The organism is Hyalangium ruber (genome assembly GCF_034259325.1).
GTDB classification, from domain to species: Bacteria; Myxococcota; Myxococcia; order Myxococcales; family Myxococcaceae; genus Hyalangium_A; species Hyalangium_A rubrum.
On the sequence record NZ_JAXIVS010000009.1, the window covers coordinates 199,560 to 218,930 of the forward strand.

At 70.6% G+C, this 19,371-nt stretch carries 5 protein-coding genes; all 5 read left to right on the top strand.

What is annotated here, in order from left to right:
* The first annotated feature begins 12 nt into the window (after nucleotides 1-12).
* Nucleotides 13-1,962, top strand: a complete 1,950-nt coding sequence (gene gltG / locus SYV04_RS25720; protein ID WP_321548537.1) for an adventurous gliding motility protein GltG — start codon at nucleotides 13-15, stop codon at nucleotides 1,960-1,962.
* Nucleotides 1,963-2,073: 111 nt separating this feature from the next.
* The gene (gene cglE, locus SYV04_RS25725) at nucleotides 2,074-2,709 is read left to right on the top strand and encodes an adventurous gliding motility protein CglE (RefSeq protein ID WP_321548538.1); all 636 of its coding nucleotides are present in this window, start codon (nucleotides 2,074-2,076) and stop codon (nucleotides 2,707-2,709) included.
* Nucleotides 2,710-2,721: 12 nt separating this feature from the next.
* On the top strand, nucleotides 2,722-4,635 hold the full coding sequence (locus tag SYV04_RS25730; RefSeq protein ID WP_321548539.1) for a DEAD/DEAH box helicase: 1,914 nt from the start codon (nucleotides 2,722-2,724) through the stop codon (nucleotides 4,633-4,635).
* Nucleotides 4,636-4,751: 116 nt separating this feature from the next.
* The gene (locus SYV04_RS25735) at nucleotides 4,752-17,048 is read left to right on the top strand and encodes a tetratricopeptide repeat protein (RefSeq protein WP_321548540.1); all 12,297 of its coding nucleotides are present in this window, start codon (nucleotides 4,752-4,754) and stop codon (nucleotides 17,046-17,048) included.
* A gap of 137 nt (nucleotides 17,049-17,185) precedes the next feature.
* The gene (gltJ, locus tag SYV04_RS25740; RefSeq protein WP_321548541.1) at nucleotides 17,186-19,255 is read left to right on the top strand and encodes an adventurous gliding motility protein GltJ; all 2,070 of its coding nucleotides are present in this window, start codon (nucleotides 17,186-17,188) and stop codon (nucleotides 19,253-19,255) included.
* Nucleotides 19,256-19,371: the final 116 nt, after the last annotated feature.

Here is a 19,371-nt window from a genome sequence, read left to right on the forward strand (position 1 = left end):
CCCGGAGCCGTCATGGCCGTTCCTCTGACACTCAAGGTCTTCAAGGGCGAAAGCCTCGTCACCTCGAAGGATTTCGAGCGTGACATCATCAAGATTGGCCGTCTCTCGTCCGCGCACTTGTGCCTGGACGACGAGAAGGTCAGCCGCATCCACTCGGTCATCGAGGTAGGCGCCGACGGCTCCCTGTCCATCATCGACATGGGCAGCGTCGAGGGCACCTACGTCAACGGCAAGCGCGTCAACAAGGGCAAGGTCACCTTCGGTGACGAGATCCGCGTGGGCGCCACCACCATTCGCCTGGAGAACCCGGCGGCGGTGGCCGCGGTGAACCTCGCCGCCGCCGTGTCCAGCACGGAGGTGACGACGAAGGCCCCGGTGGTCGCCGAGGCGCCGCTGGCCGCGGGGCTCGCGCAGGCGGCCGTCGTGCCGGAGCCTGCTCCGGTGGTGGTCGCGGCGCCCGTGGTGGCTGCTCCCGCCCAGGCCATCGACTCCTCCTTCGCCGCCACGCAGAAGCACGCGCTGGTGGAGCCGGTGGCCGAGGAGCCCGCGGCCGAGCCCGCGCCTCGCGTTCGCACCGTTCGCCGCAGCAAGGCGAGCGGGCCGCTGGGGGCCTCCCTCCGCTTCATGTGGGGCGACCAGCGCGTGGGCGAGCACTTCATGGCCCCGGGCCACAAGCGCTCGTTCAAGGTGGGCAGCGCTCCGGGCGTGAACTTCGTCATGGGCGACGCCAAGCTGGGTCGCGAGAGCATGGAGGTCGCGCGCAGCGACGGGCAGACCTTCAGCATCTCCTTCTCCCGGAAGATGAAGGGCGAGCTCACCCGCAAGGGCGAGACGCTGGATCTCGAGGCCGTCATCGAGGCGGGCAAGGCCTCCAACGATGGGGACGGCTATTCGGTCACCCTCGAGGCCGAGGACTTCATCTGGGTGGACCTGGGTGGAATCACCCTGGAGGCGTGCCTGCAGCCGGTGCCCAAGCGGGTGCATGTGCCGCTGGGTGACGCGGTGGACTACCGGGCGCTCAACATCTTCCTGCTCATGTTCTTCGCGGGCACCATGTTCATCATCAGCGCGATGAACCACGGTGGCGAAGGCGACGAGTTCGCCGACGAGCTCAACGCCAACAACGCTCGCCTGGCCAAGCTCATCGTCAAGCCGCCCGAGGCGCAGAAGAACAAGTTCCTCGAGAAGCTGCAGCAGCAGAAGGCCGAGAAGGAGAAGAAGAAGAGCGGCGAGATGGCCGCCAAGCAGAAGAACGACGAAGGTCAGATGGGCAAGAAGGAGGCGCCCAAGACCAACAACCGCACCGCGCCCCAGGGCCAGAAGGACAAGAAGGACGAGGCACGCGCGCTCACCGCGAAGATCTTCGGCGGTGGCAAGGGCGGCGTCTCCACCATCTTCGGCAGCGCGGGCCTGGGCGGCGAGCTCAAGAGCGCCATGGGCAACATGTTCGGCGCCAAGGCGGGTGACTCGGGCGGCTTCGGCGGCCTGGGCATCAAGGGCAGCGGCGGCGGCGGCGGCGGCACCGGTGACACCATCGGCATCGGCGGCATCGGCACCAAGGGGCGTGGCGGCGGCACCGCCAGCTACGGCACGGGCGCCGGCGTGCTCGGCGGCAAGCAGAGCGTGGACGTGGGCATCACCTCCTCGGAGCCCCTGGTCATGGGCTCGCTGGACAAGGAGCTCATCCGCCAGGTCATCCAGCGCAACCGCGGGCAGATCCGCTTCTGCTACGAGAGCCAGCTGACCAAGTACCCGAAGCTGTCCGGCAAGGTGGCCATCAAGTTCGTCATCAACGCGGAGGGTGCGGTCGTCTCCTCGTCGGTGGCTCAGTCCACCGCCAGCAACGCGGAGCTGGAGCAGTGCGTGGCCGGCCGCGTGCGCACCTGGCAGTTCCCCAAGCCCAAGGGCGGCGGGGTGGTGGTCGTCACCTACCCCTTCATCTTCAAGGCGTCGGGCGAGTAGCTCTGGGTTGAATGGAAAATTGCAGTAGTGGGCGGGCGGCTCCGGAAGCGGGGCCGCCCGCGTCGCTTTTCGAGCGCGAGTGGCCGCTGGCGCGCTAACGTCCGGGTCTGCATGAAAGCTCTTGCCACCTTTGCTCTGTCCTGCGTGCTCGTCGTGCCGGCACTGTCTCGTGCCCAGGAGTCCTCCCCTGCCGCCAACCCGGTGAAGGATCGACCGGCTGAGTCGTTCGATGAGATCGAACGCGGCCTGTACTTCAGCGTGCAGGGCGGCCCGTCCTTCCTCGTCAACCCGCCCGCGGATGAGGGCCCCCGGCCGTTCTCGACCGGGCAGATGGCGATGGTGGAGGTGGGCGTCGACCTGGGCGAGCGCCTCTCGCTGGGTCTATTCGTGATGGGGGCCGTCAACCGCGCCGGGTCCGATTACATCGGCAACTCGGGCGGGGCGGCCTCGGGAGACTTCTCCTCGCTGGTGCCTGGGGCCACGCTGCGCGCGAATCTGAAGGGGTTCGCCGACAACCAGGAGGTGCAGCGCACCTTCATCTATGCCCGCGCGGGAGCCGGCTTCGCGATGTTCTCTCCCAAGCTGCTCCTGCCTGACTCTGACATTCTGGTGTTCGCCGGGCCTGGAGTGGAGTACTACACGCGGCTGCGACACTTCTCAGTGGGCCTCGAGGTGACGGGCAGCTACCTGGTCTCCTCGGGGACGTTCGGCTTCGCGATCGCGCCGAACCTTCGTTACGCGTTCTAGCGGGAGACACACGTGCCTCAGGAGAATGGAAGCGGTGGGCCGCGCGGTGGTGGGCGCGGGGGGCCCGGCCAGGGCCCTCGCCGAGAGGGACCGGGTGGTTTTGGAGGCCGAGACGGCGGCTTCGGTGGCCGAGACGGCGGACGTGGCCGCGGTGATGGGCCGCGCGGCCGTGGCGGTCGCGGGCGGGATGATGCGGGGCCGGTCGGACCGGGCCAGCGCGTCATCTCCGAGCTGAGCGTCCTGGAGAAGGCGCTCTCCAAGAATGACTTCGCGGCGGAGAAGGGGCCGCTCGAGGGCATCGTGCGCTCGCTGCGCTCCATGCGCCTCAAGTCGCTGGAGGACCTGGACCTCAATACGCGTGGCCGCCTCATCACCACGCTCCTGCGCGTGCAGCGTCAGCCGAAGCCGCCCGCGCCCGAGGCTGCTGCCGCTCCGGCGGCCGCCGAGGAGGGGGCTGCTCCGGCCGCTGAGGGTGCCGCTCCGGCGGAGGCTGCTCCGGCCGCCGAGGGTGCTGCTCCGGCGGAGGGCGCTGCTGCTGCCGAAGGGGCCGCTCCTGCCGAGGGTGCCGCTCCGGCCGCCGAGGGTGCTGCTCCCGCGGCTCCGGCTGGGGACCCGGTGCGTGAGAAGTTCGTCGCCTATGCGGACGTGATGTTCCTGGTGGGACGGGCCTGGCGCGCCGCGGGAGACCGCGAGCGGGCCGAGGTGGCCTTCACCGCCAGTGGCCGCCAGCCGGGGCCCGAGCAGGAGGAGCCCGTGCGCGCGGAAGGCGGCGAGCGCAGGGAGCGTCCCGAGCGCGGCGACCGTCCGGAGCGTGGCGAGCGCCGCGAGCGCGGTGAACGTCGCGAGCGCCCGGAGCGTGGCGAGCGCCGCGACCGTCCGGAGCGCGGTGAGCGTGGTGAGCGTCCCGCGCGCGGTGAGCGTCCGGAGCGCGGCGAGCGTCCCGAGCGCAAGCCGATGCCGGAGCTGACCGGCGACTGGTCCGAGCAGGCCAAGCAGCTCGAGACCATGGGGCGCACCCGTGACGCGGCCCGGCTGCACGAGCGCAACAACTCCTTCGCCGAGGCCACGCGCCTCTTCGAGGCGGGGGGAGACAGCAAGAGCGCGCTGCGGACCGCTGTCCAGGCCAAGGACAACGACGCCGCCCGCCGTCTGCTTTCGGGGCTGCCCGCGGACCAGGTCGCTCCGACGCGGGAGAAGGCCGGCGCGTACGAGCTGCTCATGGAGCACTACGTCTCCAAGAGCGACTTCGAGAACGTGGCCCGGCTGTACGAGCGCGCGCGCCAGTATGACCAGGCGGCGCTGGCGTACGAGCGGGCCAACAAGCTGACCCTGGCGCGCAAGGCGTATGAGCGCGCGCGGGACATGGCCAGCGCCAACCGCATTCGGGGCCTCGAGGTGAAGTCGCTGGTGGAGCGTGGAGACCGGCTGGGCGCGGCGACGCTCCTGGCGGCCGCGGGCCAGCGCCGCGAGGCGGTGGAGGTGCTCGGTACGCTGCCTCCGCCCAAGGCCTTCCACTTCATGCAGCGGCTGAAGCTCGATGACGAGGCCAAGGCGCTCGCGCAGAAGGAGCTGGCCCGCGCCGACGAGGAGAAGAAGCCCGCCGGGCGTGCCCGCTGGCTGGAGCTGCTCGGAGAGACCGCCGCCGCCGCGGAGGCCTGGGAGCAGGCGGGCCGCAAGGAAAAGGCCCTCCCGCTCCATGAGCAGCAGGGCAACCTGGCGCGTGCCGCTCAGCTCGCCGAAGAGCTGCAGCAGCGGGACAAGGCCGTCGACCTCTACACCCGGCTCAACGATGCCGCGGGGTTGGAGCGCGCGAAGGCCCTGCCCGAGGCTCCTCCCACGCCGGCTCCCGCTGCAACCAAGGACTCGGAAGCGGCCGACGAGGCCGCACCGCCTGCCCCCTCGGATGGGGAGCAGGAAAGTCAATAAATCTCGCCGGTTGGCGAGCTTTGCGCGATTGCTCGGAGGCGCTCGCGGTCGCTAGAGTTCGGCCCCTCTAGCGCCTCCGTGCGGTTGCGCTTCCTTTCCCGCGAGGCCCGCTCTCCATGGAACAGAATCCCTCCTCTTCGCGTCCCTCCGCGCGTGCGACCGATGAACGGTCCTTCCTCGAATCCGAGGCCACCTTGGAGAAGGCCGGCCGCGTCGAGGATCTCATCCGGCTCTACGAGAGCCGGGGACGCGATGTGGCGGCCCCCGAGGCCGCGCGGTTGCTCAGCCGGGCCGCGGAACTGGCCAATGAGCGCCTGCGCAACCCGGCGCGTGCCGAGGAGCTGCTGCGTCGCGCGCTGCTCCTGGCGCCCGAGCCGCTGCCGGTGCTGCGCGGGCTGAAGACGCTCTACGAGTCCCGGCAGGACGCCTCGGCGCTGGCCGACGTGCTGGAGCGGCTGGGTGGGGCCACCACCGGCAAGGAGAGCGCGGCCTTCTTCCTGAAGGCGGCGGACCTCTACGAGACCAAGCTGTTCCGCCGGGACAGGGCGGTGTTCTGCCTCCAGCAGTCCGCCAAGGGCGTGGCGGATCGCGCCACCTACCGGCGCATGCGGCAGTTGCTGCTCTCCGAGGATCGCTTCCAGCCAGTCTTCGACGCGCTGGAGCGCGAGCGCGAGGCGCTGGGGCCCGAGGGGATGGCCGACGAGTACGCGGCTTTCGCCGAGCGGCTGGTGGATGACCCCACCGAGCACGCGCTGGCCCAGCAGGTGCTGGATGTGGCGCGCACCCTGGACGCGCAGAGCGCCAAGGTGGAGAAGGCGCAGAAGGCGCTGCAGCGCTTCGAGCAGACGTGGCGCGACCGCGTGCGGATGCTGCGCAGCATGTCCTTGGAGGAGCGGGACCGGAAGAGCGCGGCGCGGCTGTCGCTCCTGGTGGCCAAGCTCTTCGCCTGGTACGACCCGACCTCCGCGAGCAAGGTGAAGGAGGCGCTGGATCGCTGCTTCCTGCTGTGGCCCGGGATGCCCGAGGCCCTCAGCCTCATGGAGCGGGTGGCCGAGCGCGCTGGGGACTTCGCCCCGGTGCTCACCCAGTTCGAGGCGATGGCGGGTGAGGCCAAGGATCGCAACGCGCAGGTGGACCTGTGGCTGCGCGTGGGCACGGGCCGGCTGACGCACCTCAATGATGCGGCGGGTGCGCTCGCGGCCTTCGAGAAGGCCGCCGCGGCGGACCCCTCGCGTGCGGAGGCGGTGAACCTCGCCTCGGAGATGCTGTTGGAGCAGGGCAGGGCGGCGGACGCCGTCGCGGTGCTGGAGCGCCACCTGGCCACGGTGAAGGACCGGCAGGCGCAGTCCTCCCTCCGCATGCGGCTGGCGGACCTGTGCCTGGCCCAGGTGAATGACACCACCGCGGCGCGCACCCACCTGGAGGCGGCGCTCAAGAGCGATCCGGCCAACGCGCTGGCGGCCTTCAACCTCGCCAAGCTGCTGGTGGACGCCGAGCAGTACGAGGCGGTGGATCCGCTGCTGGACCTGGCCATGTTGGCGCCGCGTCCGCGCGCCGAGCGCATCGCCTTCTGCGAGGCCCTGGCCCTGACGTACGAGGAGCTGGAGGAGCCGCGCCGGGCCTTCGAGGTGCTGGCGCGAGCGCTGGTGCTGGATCCGGCCCGGCCGCTGCTGCTGGGCACGGTGGTGGAGCACGCGGAGAAGGCCCAGGCGCAGCCCGCGCTGGCCATGGCGCTCAAGCGCGCGGCGCTGGTGGCTCCCGAGCAGGTGGCGGTGGCGATCTGGCGGCAGCTCGCGCAGCTGCTCCAGGGGCCGTTGGCGGATCCCGTGAGCGCGGAGGTGGCGTGGCAGGAGGTGCTGGCGCGCGTGCCGGGCGATGCGGCGGCCGAGGAGGCCATGAAGTCGCTCAAGGCCGCGGCGGCGCTGGCGGATGATCCGCGGGCGCGGCTGGAGGCGGAGATCACCCGGAAGGAGGCCGCGGGCGCGCCTCCGGAAGAGGTGGAGCCCCTGGTCCGGCAACTCATCACGCTAGCGGCGGATGAGCCGGGGCCGCTGCAGCGGCTCCAGGCGTTGTGCGTGGCGCTGTCGAAATTCGAGGAGGCCGCGACGCTGGCGGCCCAGCTGGCGAAGCTCGCGGACACGCAGCTGGAGCGCAGCGACTGGACGGCACGGCAGGCGAAGCTCTACGCGGAGCGGCTGAACCGGCCGCAGGACGCGGCGCAGCTGTTCCTCACCCTGCTCTCGGAGAACGTCTCCACGGGCCTGGTGATGGGCGGGCTCGAGCGGCTCGCGGCGGCGGGCATCCGGACGGCGGAGATCGCCGAGGCGCTCGCGGCCCACTATGGCCGCACGGGAGACCACCAGCGCCAGGTGGCCGCGCTGCAGCAGCAGCTCGATGCCACGACGGACCAGGCGGCGCGGCGCCGCCTCATCTCGATGCTGGCGGGCATCCACGAGAAGCAGCTGGCCGACAGCCGGGCGGCGTTCGACTGCCGCGTGCGTGCGCTGCGTGAGGACGCGAAGGACGACATCAGCCGCGCCGAGGCGCTGCGGCTGGCGAGGGACCTCTCCGCGCAGGCGGAGCTGGTGCGCGTGCTGCGTCGGTTGGGCACGGAGACCGAGGAGCTGGCGGTTGCCGTGCAGCTCTTCTCGGACGCGGCGGCCCTGGCCGAGGAGACGGGCGCGGTCGAGGACGCCATGGAGGCGCTGCAGGCGGCGCTCGGGCGCTCACCGGAGTCGCCCGAGCTGCTCCAGCGGCTGCTGCGGGCCTATTGGAAGGCGGGGCGTGTCGCGGACGCGGAGACGCTCCTGCGCAAGCGCATCCAGGGCGCCAAGGGCGCCGAGCGCCTGAAGCTGCTGCTCCAACTGGTGGAGCTCAACTCCCAGACGGGGCGCCCGGCGGAGGCCGCCGAAGCGCTCCAGTCCGCGATCTCGAACGGCGCGGAAGAGGGCAAGTACCTGCCACGGCTCGCCGAGCTGTACGAGAAGGCCAGCCGCCCCAGTGAGCTGAACGAGACGCTGGCGCGGATGGTGGCGCTGGCGGAGACGGCGGGGGACGCGGACAAGGTGGCGCGCCTGAAGCTCAAGCGCGCGCAGCTGCTCAAGGAGTCCCCGGGCGGAGATCAGGCGGAGGCGGTGCGCAGCTACGCGGACATCCTGCGCCAGCGCCCGTCCGATCCGGACGCGCTCGCCGCGCTGGAGGGGATGCTCGCCTCGGGCTCCACGCGCGAGGAGGCCGCGCGGGCGCTGCTGCCGGCGTACGAACTCACCAAGGACCACCGCAAGCTGGTCTCGGCGCTGGACGTGCTCGCCGAGGTAGCGCGTGACGACGCGGCCCGGGCGCAGGCGCTTCGCCACGCCGCCCAGGTCCACTTGGCGCACCTGCGCCAGCCGGAGCTGGCGTTCGCCTCGCTGGCCCGGGCCCTGCGCCTGCAGCCAGGGGACGCCGCGCTGCGGGCCACCGCGCGCCAGGCGGCCGAGGACGCGGATGCGCTCGACAGCTACGCGGAGATCCTCCTGGAGCTCACGGAGGAGGGCGACGTCGGCACGGCCCGCGCCGCGCTGCTGCGCGATCTGGCCGAGGTGCAGGAGAAGAAGCTCGATGACAAGGCCGGCGCGATCAAGGCGCTGAGCGCGCTGCTGGCGCTGGAGCCCACCAACGTCGACTGCCTCAAGTCGCTGCAGCGGTTGCACCGCTCGGGCGAGCAGTGGGCGGAGCTGGCCGAGGTGCTGGAGCGGCTGGCCTCCATCTCCACGGAGCCCGCCGAGCAGGTGTCCTACCTGCGCGAGGCGGCGCTGCTGCACGAGACGCGGCTGACGAACAAGGATCGGGCGGCCGCCGCATGGCGGACGATCGCCGAGAAGGATCCGCTCCAGCGCGAGGCGGCCACCACCCTGGATCGGCTCTACACGGAGCTGGCGCGCACCACGGATCTGGCGTGGGCGCTCTCGCTGCGGCGCAACCAGGAAGGCCAGAGCCCGCAGGGGCGCGAGGTCTCCTTCCGCCTGGCGGAGCTGCTGCGCACGGAGCTGAACGATCCGAACGCCGCGCTCAAGCTCTACCAGCGCATCCTGGCCGAGGACCCGGGGCACCCGGGCGCGCTCGCCGCACTGGAGGAGTGGGTGAAGGCGGCCCTGCCGACGAGCGGGGCGGCCCTGGAGGTGCTGGATCCGGTGCTCAAGCAGGTGGGAGACCATGCCCGCCGCGTGGCCCTGCGCGAGGCGCGCATGGAGTCCGCGCTCACCGTCGAGAAGGTGGTGCTCGCCGGGGAGGTCCGCCGCCTGTACGAGCAGGAGATGCAGCAGCCGTCGCTGGCTTTCATGTCGGCGGTGAAGTTCTTCGCGGCGGGGCTCGACCGGGAGGGGCTGCGGCCGGAGCTGGAGCGGCTGGCGCGCGAGACGGGCTCGCACGAGGTGCTGGCGGAGATCTACGAGACGACGGCCACGGAGCTGCCCGAGGGCGATGCGACCGCGCTGGCGCTGCTGCGCAGGTCCGCGGAGCTGCGCGAGCAGCTCAACCAGCCCGAGGAGGCCACGCGCCTCTGGAAGAGCCTGCTGGAGGCGGCGCCGCAGGATCGCCAGGCGCTCGACGCCCTGTCGCGCCTGTACGAGAAGGGGCAGAACGCCAAGAACCTCTCGGAGGTGTACGCCACCCAGGCGCGGCTCGCGACGGATCCAGAAGCACGGCTCGGCCTGCTGCTCAAGGCGGGTGATGCCTTCGCCAGCGCGGGTGATGACGCGAAGGCGATCGAGGCCTACCGTTCGGCGCTCGCCATCCGGAAGGTGTCCGAGGGCCTGCTGGCGTTGGATCGGCTGTTCGCCAAGGCGCGCCGCGTCCAGGAGCAGGCGGAGGTGCTGGCGCAGCTCGCGGAGCAGGCGCCGGATGCCGAGTCGCGTCGTGGCTTCATGGTGCGTCGGGCCCAGCTCCTGGAGAAGGAAGGCAGTCTGGCCGAGGCGCTGATGGCGTATCGCGCGCTTCTGGAGCTGGTGGCGGGAGACCCGCAGGCCATCGCGGGCCTGGAGCGTCTGTTCGCGCAGGAGGAGGGGCAGCGGCTGGATGCGGCCCGCCTGCTGGAGCCCGTCTACCGGAGCATCAACGACACCCGGAAGCTGGTGGAGGTGTTGGAGGTGCTGCTGTCCTCCGCGGTGCCGGAGCAGCGGCTGGAGCGCATCCAGGAGATCGCCGTCCTGCGCGAGGCGCTGGGACAGACGTCGCTGGCCTTCGCCGCGCGCCTGCGGGCCTTCAATGAGTTCCCGCAGGAAGACAGCGTGCGTGATGAGCTGGAGCGGCTCGCCGCCGACTCCGGCTCCTTCGAGGAGGTGGCGGCCTCCTACGAGGATCAGCTCGAGCGCGAGGTGCGTGAGCCCCTGGCGGGTGATCTCTGGCGGCGGCTGGCGGCCATCTACGACGGTCGCCTCAAGCGCTACGACTTGGCGGTGCGCGCGTTGGAGGAGGTCAGCCGGCGCGACCCGTACAACAAGGAAGTGCTGGAGACGATCGCCCGCGTGCATCGGCGCACGGGTGCGCACCGCGAGCTGGCGCTGATCATGCGCCGGCAGGTGGCGGCCGAGAACAACGTCAGCTCCCAGGTGAACCTGCTCTTCGAGCTGGGGCACCTGGCCGAGGAGACGCTGTCGGACAAGGCGCTCGCGGCGCAGTCCTACCGCGAGGTGCTCGATCGGCGCCCGGACAACGCCAACGCGCTGAAGCTGCTGGGCAAGGTGCTCACGGAGACGGAGCGCTGGCCGGAGCTGGCGCAGCACATCGAGCGGGAGATCCAGCTGGCCGACTCGCGCAACGCCCTGGAAGAGGCGTCGGATCTGCGCGTGCGCCTGGGCCGGCTGAAGTTCACCCGCCTGGATGATCCGCGCGGCGCGCTGGAGCTGTACCAGGCGGTGCTGGCGCGGCGGGCGGGGCACGCCGGAGCGGTGGGCGCGCTAGAGGAGATGGCGCGCTCGGACAGCCCGTTGCGTGGCGCGGCGGCCAGCGCCCTGGAGCCGGTGTTCGCCGGGGTAGGGGACCACCTCAAGCAGGTGCAGATGTTGGAGGCGCGCGCCTCCGTGGAGCCAGTGCCTCAGGAGCGCGTGGCGCTGCTGCGGCGCATCGCGGAGACCTACGCGGGCCCGATGGAGAACGCGGAGCTGGCGTTCGTGTACGCGGTGCGCGCGCTGCAGGATCTGCCGGACGACCCACGCTCGCTCGAGCTGTGCCTCTCGCTGATGGAGCCGGCGGGGACGCCCGAGGAGCTGGTGGAGGTTCTGGAGGGCATCGCTCCGAAGGCGGGAGACACGGCGCGCGCGGAGCTGTACCGGGCGCTGGCGCGGATCCAGGCCCGGATGGGCGAGGACACCGAGGCCCTCGCCGGGTGGCGCAAGGTGTTGGAGTTGCGCCCCACGGACGAAGAGGCGCTGGAGAGCGTGGGCCGGCTGCTGACCTCCGAGGGCAAGCCCGCGGAGCTGTTGGAGGTGCTGCGTCGCCAGCTCGCGATGGCCGAGGAGCCGGCCCGGCGCGGGGCGGTGCTCTTCCAGATCGGCGTGCTGCAGGAGGATCAGCTCAAGGACAACCTCGGGGCGCTGGCCACCTTCCGGCGGCTGCTGGAGTTGCGGCCGGATGACACGGCGGCGCTGTCGCGCCTGGAAGGCCTCTGCCAGAAGCAGGAGCGGTGGCCGGAGCTGGCGGACGTGCTGGCCCGTCGCATCGCGCTGATGCCGCCGGAGGAGTCGCTGGAGCTGAAGTTCCGGCTGGCCACGGTGCGCGAGTCGAAGCTGCTCGACAAGCCGGGCGCGCTGACGCTCTTTGGCGAGGTGCTCGGGCTGCAGCCCAACCATGCGGGCGCGGTGGCGCGCATGGAGGCGTGGGTGGCGCGCGAGCCGCAGAACCTGCTCGCGGTGGAGACGTTGCTGCGCGCCTTCCGGGCGAGCGGAGACATCGCCAAGCTGGCGCAGCTCATCGAGACGCGCGTGGGCGTGTCGACGGACGCCTTCGAGAAGAAGGCGCTCCTCGGAGAGCTGGCCACGCTGCGCGAGACGCAGGAAGAGGCGGAGCTGGCCTTCCTGGCGCTCTTCCGGGCCTTCAAGGAGGACCCGAACGACGGCGAGCTGCGCCGCCGGCTGGAGAACGCCACGGACGCCTCCAGCACGTACGACGAGCTGACGGTGGCCTACGAGGAGGCGCTGCCGCGCGTGGCCGAGGCGGCGGACGCGGCGGAGGTCTGCCTCAAGCTGGGTCAGATGCTGGAGACGCGCCTGCGTGAGCCAGAGCGCGCCATCACCTACTACGAGCGTGCGCGTGGCTTGCACGCCTCGGTGCAGGAGCGGGCGCTCGTCGCGCTGGACCGGCTCTATGGAGAGATGGAGGCGTGGCCGGAGCTCGCCGGTGTTCTGGAAGCGCTGGCCACCGGGGCAGAGGCTCCGGCGGACAAGGTGGGCTTCCTCTTCCGCCTGGGTCAGCTCTGCCAGGACCGCCTGGACAGCATGGACCGGGCGGCGCGGGCCTACGAGGAGATCCTCAAGCTCGATGCCGGGCACCTCGCGTCCGCGAGGCTCCTGGAGGGGCTGTACGAGGCCGCGGGTGCGTCCGACAAGCTGTACGCCATCCTCCAGCACGAGTCTGAGCGTGTAACGGGTGCCGAGCGCGAGCGCGTGCTTGGGAAGATGGCGCAGGTGTCCGCCGAGGGGCTGGATGACCTGGACCGGTCCATCGAGCTGTACCGCGAGCTCCTGGCGAAGAACCCGCGCAACGAGCAGGCGTTCACCGCGTTGGAGGGCCTGCTCGAGCGCGCCGGCCGCCCGGAAGAGCTGCGGACGCTGCTGGCGGACCGCTTGGCACAGACGCTGGATCCGCGCGAAGTGGTGCGCCTCAACGAGCGGCTGGGCCGGGTGGTGTACCGGCTGTTGAAGCAGCCCGAGGCGGCCGTGCCGTACCTGAAGGCCGCGCTGGACCGCGACGCGCGCCACCGGGGCGTGCTGGACACGCTGCGAGAGCTGTACGAGGAGACGGGGCAGCGCGACGACTTGGTGAGCGTGCTGCGCCGGCTGGTGCCGCTGCAGGAGTCCTCGGAGGGAGTGAAGGCGCTGCGCGTGCGCCTCGCCGAGGTGCTCGCGGACATGAGCCGTCGCGAGGAGGCGCTGGACGCCGCCCGCCGTGCCCTGGAAGTGGAGCCGCACACGGTGCCGGACCTGGACCGGGTGCATGCGCTCTTCCTCAACCTGCGTGCCTACAACGACGCGGTGCGCGCGCTGGAGCTGAAGGTGCAGGTGCATCTGGCGGCCGAGGAGCGCGAGCAGGCGGTGGCGACGTACTTCGCCGTGGCCGATCTGTGGGAAGGCCCGGGCGCCAAGGCGGAGCAGTCCGCGGGCGCGCTGGAGAAGGTGCTGGAGCTGGATCCGGCGAACCGCACGGCCTTCGAGCGGGTGTCGAAGCTGTACCGGAGCCACAACGACTGGCGCGCCTACGCCGGGGTGGTGGACCGCTATATGCCTCACCTCGTCACGGACGAGGAGAAGCTCTCCTGGCTGCGCGAGCTGGCGCGGGTGCAGGAGGAGCGGCTCGGCCAGAAGGACGTGGCATTCCTGGCGATGTGCCGCGCGCTGCAGATCGACGCCGCCGACGACAACCTGCGGGAAGAAGTGGAGCGGCTGGCGGACGAGACGGGCTCGCACGAGGAGCTGGCCGCGGTGTACGAGGAGGTGGCGGACTCGCTGCCACGGGGCCCGCTGGCTGAGCGGCTCTACGCCACGCTGGCGCGCGTACACGACATTCGGTTGGACGACGCGCCCGCGGCCGAGGCCTCGTTCCGTAAGATCCTCGAGTTCGACCCGACCAACGCCACGGCGCTGGAGGGCCTGGCCGGGATGTTCCAGCGGCGGGGACGCGACCGCGAGTACGTGGTGGCGCTGGAGCAGCAGCTGGAGGCTGCGGCTTCCATCGAGTCGCGCAAGGGCATCCTCAAGGAGATCTCCCGGATCTACGACGAGCGCGTCGGGGATCCGCAGGAGGCCGCCTCGGCCCTGCTGAGGGCGTTGGAGCTGGAGCCGGACGTGGAGACGCTGGACGTCCTCACGAGGCTCTACCGCCGCCAGAACGCGCACGCGGAGGTGGCGGCCACGCTGCTTCGCAAGCGCGACCTGATGGCGACGCCCGAGGAGCGGGCGCGCATCCAGGTAGAGGTGGCGGGCGTCTACGAGCGGGACATCGGGGACGAAGAGGCCGCGGTGGTGGCCTACCGGCAGGCGCTGGAGTTCGACCCGGCCAACAGCCAGTCGCTCGAGTCACTGGAGCGGCTCCACACGAAGCTCGACCAGCCGGCGGAGCTGCTGGCGGTGTACGAGCGGATGCTGGAGCTGAGCACGGACTACCGGGAGCGCGTGCGCGTGCTCTTCCGCAGCGCTGGCATCTGGGAGGACAAGTACCAGAACCCGGCCAACGCGGATGCCTGCATCGAGGCCATCCTGGCCATTGATGCGACGAACCTGCAGGCCATCAAGACGCTCATCCGCTTGCGGCGCGCGCAGGAGCGGTGGGAAGACCTCATCGTGGCCTACGAGCGGCAGCTGGGGCTGGCGACGAGCCCGCAGGAGCAGGCCGAGCTGTACGTGGAGATCGGCCATGTCTACCACCAGCAGCTCAAGGCGGTGGACCGTGCGGTGGACAGCTTCCACTACGCGCTGAACGCGGATTCGTCCGCGCGGCCCGCGCTGCACGCCCTCGGTAACCTCTACGAGCGCAGCGGCAACTGGCCCTTCGCGCTCGAGATGCTCCAGCGCGAGGCGCAGCTGGCCGGGCAGACGCAGGATGCGGTGGAGCTGCTCCACCGCATGGGCAAGATCAACGAGGACATGTTGATGGACCCGGGCAGCGCGAAGTCCTGCTACCAGCAGGCGCTCGCGATCGATGCCGGGTACCTGCCCAGCATCCGCGCCCTCAAGGGCATTCAGGAGCAGGCCAAGGACTGGAGCGGCTACGAGCAGACGCTGCTCCAGGAGGCGCAGCAGACCGAGGATCCGCAGGCCAAGGCGCAGGCGCTGTTGGACGTGGCGAAGTACCACGCGGACACGCGCGAGGACCGCGAGACGGCGACGCAGTACTTCGAGGAAGCCCTCAAGCACGTGTCGGATCTGCTCGAGGCGGCGCGCCCTCTGGCGGACGTCTACATCGCACGCGAGGACTGGATGGCGAGCGAGCGGATGCTCGACATCGTCGTGCGGAAGATGGCGGAGAAGGCCATCGCGGAGAAGGACGGCGCGCTCACCGTGGAGCTGTCGCGGCAGCTCTATCGGCTCGGCTACGTGTCGGAGAAGCTGGGCAAGCGCGACAAGGCGCTCGATGCGTACGAGAAGTCGTACGGCCTCGATGCCCGGTACCTGGCGAACCTCGAGAGCTACGGCAACCTGCTCGTGCAGGCCAAGCGCTACGATGACGCCTTCAAGGTCCTGCAGGCCATCCTCATCCACCACCGTGAGAGCCTCACAGACCTGGAGGTGGTGGAGGTCTACTGGCAGCTCGGCGACGTGCTGGCCGCGCTCGGCCACGCGGACCGTGCGCAGAACCACTTCGAGAAGGCGCTGGCCACCGATCCGGGCCACGAGCCGTCGCTGCGCGCGATGGTGACGCTGATGGACAAGGCGGGCCAGTACGAGAAGTCCGCCGAGCTGCGCCAGCAACTCGTCAGCGTGCTGGACGGTGAGGCCAAGGCGCGCGTCTACCTGGAGCTCGGGCAGATTGCTCGGGACAAGCTCAAGGATCCGTACATGGCCATCGACGCGTTCAGCGGCGCTCTCAAGGAGCAGCCGGACGCGCTCGACGTGATGGACTCGCTGTACGTGCTGCTGCGCGAGACGCGGCAGGGCCAAAAGGCCGCGGACGTGCTGCAGCGGATGCTCAAGCTGCCGGCGTTGACGGCCGAGCCGCACAAGGCCAAGCGGGTGTGGTTCGCGCTCGGAGAGATCCGCCGCGGCGAGCTGAAGGACGTCGAGGGGGCCGCCGAGGCGTTCAACGCGGCGCTGGACCTGGACCACCGCTTCGTCGAGGCCTTTGGCGCGCTGGAGGCGATGCTGGGCAACGCCAGCCAGTGGAAGGCGCTGGAGGACAACTACGCGCGGATGCTCTCGCGCATCCCGAAGACGCCGGACACGCACGTGGCGCGCATGGCGCTGTGGCGTGCGCTGGGCAACCTCTACCTCCAGGTGCTGAAGAACACGGAAGGCGCCGTGGCGGCCTATGGCGTGGTGGCCAAGGGCTTGCCGGACGACGTGGAGGCGCAGGAGGTCTTCGCCGAGGTGGCCGGGCAGTCGCCGGGCAAGGAGGAGGAGGCCATCGCGGCGCTCCGCCGGGCGCTTCAGGCGCTGGCGGACAAGAAGAGCGACAAGGATCCGCGCAAGCTGGTGGGACAGCTCGTGCGCCTGTTCGCGGTGCGCAAGGACTACGACGGAGCGTGGCTATCCGCGCAGTCGGTGGCCGGGCTCATCGGCTCGCCGGGAGACGACGAGAAGGAGATCCTCACCAAGCTGGGGCCCTACGCCAAGCGCAAGGAAGTGGCGCAGCGCCCGCTGACGGACAGGCTCTGGCACTCGCACCTCTTCCACCCGAAGGTGCGCGGCCCGCTCTCGGAGCTGATGGGCATCCTCTTCGAGCAGGTGGGGCACCTGTACGCGGTGCCTTTCCAGCAGTACCAGATCGTGCCGAAGAAGCACCGCATCGACGCGGGCTCCGCGCAGGAGTACCACGTCCACCACTACCGCTATGTGGCGCGCCTGTTCGGCATGGAGGCAGTGGAGCTCTACTCGCCCTTCCTGATGGCCACGCGCGAGCGGCTGAGCCGGCGTACGAACGAGCCGGCGCCCGAGCCGATGATCAACGCGGAGCTGCTGCAGACGCACCCGGCATGCGTGCGCGTGGGCGGCAAGTTCTTCGCCGAGCAGGGGCAGAAAGAGGTGTACTACCTGCTGGGCCGCACGCTCGCGCTGGCGCGTCCGGAACTCGCCTTCAGCCAGCGGCTGGCGCCGGATCGGCTCGAGGCGTTGCTGCAGGCGGCGCTCAGCCTGGTGGTGGGGCAGATCCGGCCGACGGCGGATCCGCGCCACTTCGACGAGGCGCGCAGGACGCTGGAGAAGAGCCTCAGCGAGCCGGCCCGCGCGGCGTTGGCCAAGGTGGCGCGAGCTTACCTGCCCACGGCGACACCCACGGATGTGCGCACCTGGCTGGAGGGCGTGGAGCTCACCGCGGCCCGCGCCGGCCTCTTCGCGGCGGGCGAGCTGGAGCCGGTCAAGCGCATGGTTACCGGGGAGACAGGCTCGTCCTTCCGGATCACCCCTCCCAACAAACTACGGGATCTCCTGGTATTCGCTACCTCTGAGGACCTGCATGATCTGCGTGTCGCCGTAGGGACGCACGTGGAGGTGCAGGTGCGAAAGTAAGAGGGTAGAACTCCGGCGAGGGTTCAAACGTTGAAAGGCGACCGGGCGGTCATGGGCGGCATCCTTGACCCCCCTGTGTGCCACCTCTACGATTTTGGAAGGTTTTCTTCCGTCTTTTCTGAGATTTGCGGGGAACGATGCGCTTCGTCTGCGACAGCTGCCGCGCGCAGTACATGATTAGCGACGACAAGGTCGGCGCCAAGGGTGCCAAGATCAAGTGCAAGAAGTGCGGGCACATGATCCAGATCCGTCCCACGGGCGCCGCGGCGTCCAAGGACAACGGGGCATCCGAGAGCACGGCTTCGGAGTCGGGTGCCACGGCCTCCACGAGCAATGGAGCGGCGAGCTCCAACGCCGCGGTGATGCCTTCGTCGATCGGAACTCCACCCGAGGGTGGCTTCTTCTCGGGCATGGAAGAGGACGAGATTGGCGCGGTCTTCGACCAGGTGCTCAACTCGGGCTCGCAGAAGATCCCCGCGGGAGAGCCGCAGGGCGAGGCCCTCGAGAGCAAGTCGGCCACGCCGGCCGCCGTGCGCAAGCTGGCCGAGGCCGAGTCCGAGCCGGATGAGCCCAAGGCGGCGACCGCCTCGCACGACTGGTTCGTCGCCATCGACGAGAAGCAGACGGGCCCGCTCACCGTGGAGAAGATCAAGGACCACTGGGACCGCGGTGAGGTGGGGCCTGACAGCCTCTGCTGGCGCGCGGGCTTCAGCGACTGGATTCCGCTCTCCGAGGTGACGGAGCTGGCCTCGGTGCTCGCGCCGCGTCCGGCCAAGCCGGTCATCGTCGCGCCCGCGCCGGTAACGGGGTCGACGCCCACGGTGTCGGGCCCGGTGGAGTCCGCCTTCAGCGCGGGAGCGAGCGCGAAGAACACGCGCCCCGAGATTCCCGCCGCCCCGGCATTGGGCGCGGAGCCGACCTCTTCGGGCTGGAAGCCTTCGGCGGCGAGCGTGCTCGCCTCGCTGGTGAAGGAGGAGAACGACGCGCTGTCGAAGCCTCCGCCCAAGCCGGCGCCGGCGGAGAAGCCTGCCACGGGAGGATTGCTCGACCTGCCGCCTCCGGAGCCCGCTGCTCCCGCCGCGCGAGCGTCTGTGATGGCGATGGCCGCGGAGCCCGCGATGCCGCAGGCCGCGCCCATGGCGTATGCGCAGCCCGCGCCCGCGCCGGCCTATGCGCAGCCCGCGCCGGCCTACCCGCAGCCTGCATACGCGGCGGGCTATCCGCAGCCCGCGTATCCGGGCTACCCGCCGCCTGCTGCGCCGGTGCCTCAGTCGGGTGGCAACAAGACGGCCATGTTCGCGGGCCTTGGCGTGGTGGGGCTGTTGGTGGTGGGGGCCGTGGTGTTCTTCCTGACCAGGGGCTCGTCCACGCCTCAGCAGCCCGTGGAGTCCCCGCCGCAGGTGGCGGCAACGACGCCGCCCGTGGTGCCGGCCGCGAAGCCGCCTGAGACGCCCGTGGCCCCGCCTCCGAGCACGCCGCCGACCCAGGCCGCGGCCAACCCGCAGGGAGCGGTCGCGACCCCGACGACGCAGCCCGTGGCGGGCACGGTGCCGGGAACGCCTCCCGCGGCGACGCCGGGCACGCAGCCCGCCGTGGCCGTGGTGACGCCTCCTGCCAACACGCCTCCGCCTCCCGCGGCGGAGACGAAGCCGCCGGAGCCCGCGCGTCAGGACCCGCCCACGCGCGTGGCGGAGCGGGAGCCGGTGCGCTCCAGCTCCTCCAGCAAGCCGCGCACGAACAGGGATGAAGGCACGACCATCGCCTCCTCGAAGTCTCCGTCGAAGCCGGCCAACGATGGCTTGGATGACGACTTCGATGAGCTGTTCGGGAAGAAGCCTGCGAAGACGAAGCCGGACACGCAGTCCAACACGCCGACTCCGTACATCCCGCCCGAGCCGGGTGGTGGTGGCGGCGGCAAGGTGCAGGAGCAGCTCGCTCAGTCGGACATCATGTCGGTGGTGCTGGCCAACAAGCCGGCCATCGTGAAGTGCGTGAACGAGCAGAAGAAGCGTGATCCGGGCATCAGCGGCAAGCTGGTGATGCGGTGGACCATCCAGCCGAGCGGCAAGACGACAGCGGTGTCGGTCCGCACGGACGAGTTCAAGAAGACCTATATGGCGACCTGCATCACGGGGCTCATCAAGGGTTGGTCTTTCCCGAAGCACCGGAAGCAGGGAGATCCCATCGATTTCCCGTTTACCTTCTGAGTGTGAGACTGAAGGCAGACGGTGACACGAGCGCGAGTTGAACCGTGTCACTGTCTGCTGCTGCATGCATTGAATACCCGTGGGGACGAGTCCGTCGGGGTGCGGTCAACATTCGT

Bases quoted from the DNA above. Each gene is read 5' to 3' on its own strand.
- gltG (WP_321548537.1), top strand. From the start codon at position 13: ATGGCCGTTCCTCTGACACTCAAGGTCTTCAAGGGCGAAAGCCTCGTC.
- cglE (WP_321548538.1), top strand. From the start codon at position 2,074: ATGAAAGCTCTTGCCACCTTTGCTCTGTCCTGCGTGCTCGTCGTGCCG.
- SYV04_RS25735 (WP_321548540.1), top strand. From the start codon at position 4,752: ATGGAACAGAATCCCTCCTCTTCGCGTCCCTCCGCGCGTGCGACCGAT.
- gltJ (WP_321548541.1), top strand. From the start codon at position 17,186: ATGCGCTTCGTCTGCGACAGCTGCCGCGCGCAGTACATGATTAGCGAC.